5 protein-coding genes are annotated in these 3,814 nt (G+C 62.3%); 4 read left to right on the forward strand and 1 reads right to left on the reverse strand.

The features are described 5' to 3' along the window. Positions 1–689 (reverse strand): ABC transporter ATP-binding protein (locus PSV33_RS04315; RefSeq protein ID WP_300559128.1); only part of this gene is annotated, 689 nt, incomplete at its 3' end. A gap of 110 nt (positions 690–799) precedes the next feature. Between PSV33_RS04315 and PSV33_RS04320 the strand changes: the two genes are divergently transcribed. The 4 genes from PSV33_RS04320 to PSV33_RS04335 all read left to right on the forward strand — a co-directional run. Continuing rightward, on the forward strand, positions 800–2,410 hold the full coding sequence (locus PSV33_RS04320; RefSeq protein ID WP_300559131.1) for an iron ABC transporter permease: 1,611 nt from the start codon (positions 800–802) through the stop codon (positions 2,408–2,410). A 198-nt stretch (positions 2,411–2,608) separates the two neighbouring features. After that, positions 2,609–2,830, forward strand: coding sequence for a CsbD family protein (locus PSV33_RS04325; RefSeq protein ID WP_300518192.1), 222 nt, complete (start codon positions 2,609–2,611; stop codon positions 2,828–2,830). A gap of 68 nt (positions 2,831–2,898) precedes the next feature. Further along, a complete protein-coding gene (locus PSV33_RS04330; RefSeq protein WP_300559134.1) occupies positions 2,899–3,471 on the forward strand; it encodes a hypothetical protein in 573 nt (190 codons plus the stop codon). 242 nt (positions 3,472–3,713) lie between these two features. Next, the coding region (locus PSV33_RS04335; RefSeq protein WP_300559137.1) for a sulfurtransferase TusA family protein at positions 3,714–3,814 on the forward strand (101 nt) is incomplete at its 3' end.

Here is a 3,814-nt window from a genome sequence, read left to right on the forward strand (position 1 = left end):
GTCGCGGGCCGGTGGTACAGCTCGTAGGCCTCATCCCACTGGTGCAGGTGCCCCTCGTGCATGACGCCGATACGGTCGCCGATGGCGAAGGCTTCGAGCTGGTCGTGGGTGACAAACAGCGCCGTGGCGCCGGCCAGCTTCAGGATGCCCCGCACCTCATGCGCCAGGCGCTCGCGCAGATCCACATCGAGGTTGGAAAAAGGCTCGTCCAGCAACAGCAGGCGCGGCCGGGGGGCCAGTGCGCGCGCCAGGGCCACACGTTGCTGTTGCCCGCCCGACAATTCATGCGGGTAACGTTTCTGGGCTTTGTCCAGACCGACCATCTCCAGCACCTCGCTGACGCGCTGCTGGCGTTCTGCCGGTTTCAGGTGTGTCAACCCGAAGGCCACGTTGTGGCCCACGTCGAGGTGGGGAAACAGGGCATAGTCCTGAAACACCATGCCGATGCGCCGCTCTTCTGCAGGCACATGATGCTTGCCGCTGCTGACGGTTTCCTGTGCCAGTGAGATGCTGCCGGCCTGGGCCCGCTCCAGGCCGGCAACGGCCCGCAGCAAGGTGGTTTTTCCGCAGCCGGAGGGCCCGATCAGCACGCCAATTTCTCCAGTGCGCAGTCCCAGCGACACGCCGCCGACGGCTGGTCGGGAGCGGCCTGTGTAATGCACCACCAGATGGGAAAGTTCCAGGAACATGGGTGTAATTGTAGATGCTTACAATTCTCATTTGCACTCGCCTGATGTGCGGCCCCGTCGGCAGCAGATATCCGCCATGCGGCCTGGGCAGATGTTTTTTTCAGGAATCCATGCTGCGTCGTTTTTTTTCTTCCTTGCCCCTGTTTCTGCTGATGGCGGTGCTCACGCTGCCCGTGCTGGCGGTGATGCTGTCGTGGTTTGAACTCGACAGCCAGTCCTTGCCCATCCTGCGGGAGATGCTGCAAACCGTCCTGCCGGAATACGCCTTCACATCCGTGCTGCTGTGCCTTTCTGTCGCCATGGGCGTTGCGCTGATCGGCATGGGCACGGCCTGTGCGGTGACGCTGTTCAAGTTTCCGGGGCGGCGGTTTTTTGCCTGGGCGCTGCTCCTGCCACTGGCCATGCCAGCCTACGTGGTGGCCTATGCGTACACCGACTTCCTGCAATACGCCGGGCCCCTGCAGAGCTGGATGCGCGCGAGTTTTGGCTGGCAGGGGCGTCTGCTGCCTGAAATTCGCAGCCTGGGTGGTGCGGTGCTGGTCTTTACCTTCACGCTGTACCCCTATGTTTATCTGTTGGCCCGTACCGCGCTGTCCGAGAGGGCGGTGCATTTGATGGAAGCTGCCCGCCTGCTCGGCGCGCCGCTGCAGCGCCGCATTAGGGAAGTGGCCTTGCCGCTGGCCCGTCCTGCCGTGGCAGCCGGTGTGGCGCTGGCCCTGATGGAGACGCTGGCGGACTTCGGCGTGTCCAGCTATTTCGGCATCCAGACCTTCACCGCTGGCATCTACAAGGCCTGGCTGGCCATGGACAACCGGCTGGCGGCGGCGCAACTGGCCACGGTCCTGTTGCTGGTGGTGGCTGTGCTGCTGGGCATCGAGCGCCATGCGCAAAAACGCATGCGTTTTGCTGGCAGCCGCGGTGGCCGTGCCGGTGCTGCCGACGCTGCGCCCACCCCGCTGTTCGGCCTGCGGGCGGGTTTGGCGTGGGCCTTGTGCGCGTTGCCCATCACGCTGGGGTTTGTCCTGCCCGTGCTGTTCATGCTGCGACCCCTGGTGGCCGGCTGGAGCGACTTGCCATGGACGCAGTTTGTGCGCTGGTCCCTTAACAGCGTGAGCCTGGCCGGTCTGAGCGCCTTGCTCGCCACCGCCGTGGCACTGGGTCTGAGCTTCGCGCTGCGCCGCCGGCCGCATTGGCTGACACGCGTCGCGGCGCAACTGGCGAGCCTGGGTTACGCCGTGCCGGGTGCGGTGATCGTGGTCGGCCTGCTGCTTCCAGTGGGTTGGCTGCAGGCCGTGGCCCCGCAAACCTCCGCGGGTTACTGGATCACGGGGACGGCGCTGGGCATTGTCTGGGCCTACCTGGTGCGCTTCACCGCCGTCGCGCTGCAATCCGTGCAGAGCGGCTACTCGCGCATACCGGGCAGTTTCGACGACAGTGCGCGCATGCTCGGCACCACCGGTGCTTCCCTCATGGCCAGGGTGCACTGGCCGCTGCTCAAACGGTCCATCGGAGCGGCAGCCCTGCTGGTGTTTGTCGATGTGATGAAGGAGTTGCCGGCCACACTGGTGCTGCGCCCCTTCAACAGCGACACGCTGGCGGTGGTGACCTACCAGCTGGCCCGCGACGAACGTCTGGGCGAGGCAGCGCTGCCGGCCCTGGTCCTGGTGCTGGTCGGTCTGTTTCCTGTACTGCTGCTGGGCCGCTCATTGCGCGCGCGTTAGGCCGCGGGACGACGGGCACGAATCCCTGCCCGGGCTGCTGTGTTTTAAGCACGGCCTGTTGCGCTAGGGGTGTAGGCAGGCACCTACGCCCATCGCCCACGTGTGCCTACCCGACGCTGCAGGCGGCACTTTTACAGTGAATTTCCCTGCCGCATGGCTGTCCAGCCGCGTGGCACATATCCACTACAAGGAGTCACCATGAATGAGGATCGCATTGAAGGGAACTGGACGCAGTTCAAGGGCAAGGTCAAGGAACAGTGGGGCAAGCTCACCGATGACGACCTCGACATCATTGCTGGCAAGCGCGACCAGTTGCTGGGCCGGATCCAGGAGCGCCACGGCATTGCCAAAGACGAGGCGGAAAAACAGCTCGATGCCTTCCAGGAGCGCAATCCGACCGGGTTTTTTGAGCGTTATTGAGTGCTGGCCGGACTTCGTTCCAGTAGCGCCTTGAAAGACACCCCAATTCATCGAAAAGGAAATTACCCATGAAATCGAAACTGGTCATGCTCACGATCGCCGTGTCCTGTGCCTTCGCCGGAAACGCCATGGCGCTGAGCAAGGACGAATACAAAGCGCAGAAAGACCGCGTGACCGCCGACTACAAGGCCGGCCGCGACAAGTGCAAGGCCCTGACGGCGAACGCCAGGGATATTTGCCAGGCGGAAGCGAAGGGCGCGGAGAAAATCGCCAACGCTGAACTGGAAGCACAGTACAAGCCCAGCCCACGCCACAATCAGCAAGTGGCAGAGGCCAAGGCCGATGCCGCCTACGATATTGCCAAGGAAAAATGCGATGACCTGAGTGGCAATCCGAAGGATGTCTGCGTGAAAGACGCCAAAGCCGCTCGCACAAAGGCGAAGGCCGATGCCAAGGTCAGCAAGGTGAGCGCCGACGCCAACAAGGACAAGGCAGAGGCCATGGCAGATGCCAAAAAAGACGCAAGCACTGACAAAAATGATGCCCAGTACAAGGCTGCGAAGGAACGTTGTGATGCCCTGACAGGCAATGCCAAGGATGCCTGCCAGAACGATGCCAAGGCCAAATTCGGCATGAAATAAGCCAGAAGCAAGCCAGAAGCGCAGGTTTTTTTTGACACCTGACGCCCGGTCTGCCCCCCCAGGATCGGGCGTCTGTTTTCCCGGATTTATAACAATATTGCCTCTAGCCCTTGTCGATCAAGCGCTGATAGCTATCAATATAATAGCAAAGCGCGATCTCCAGGGGTGCAGCGGATGTGTGGCGTGGCATGCAGGTACCAGCGCAGGAAGTGCTTAAAATCAGCGCATCCAAGGACAAACGCATGCACATCGACAAAGAGCTAGACACCCGCGGGCTGAATTGCCCCTTGCCTATCCTGAAGGCCAAAAAGGCCCTGGCCGAGATGAGCAGCGGTCAGTTGCT

The organism is Polaromonas sp. (assembly GCF_029945895.1).
Classification (GTDB): domain Bacteria; phylum Pseudomonadota; class Gammaproteobacteria; order Burkholderiales; family Burkholderiaceae_C; genus Polaromonas.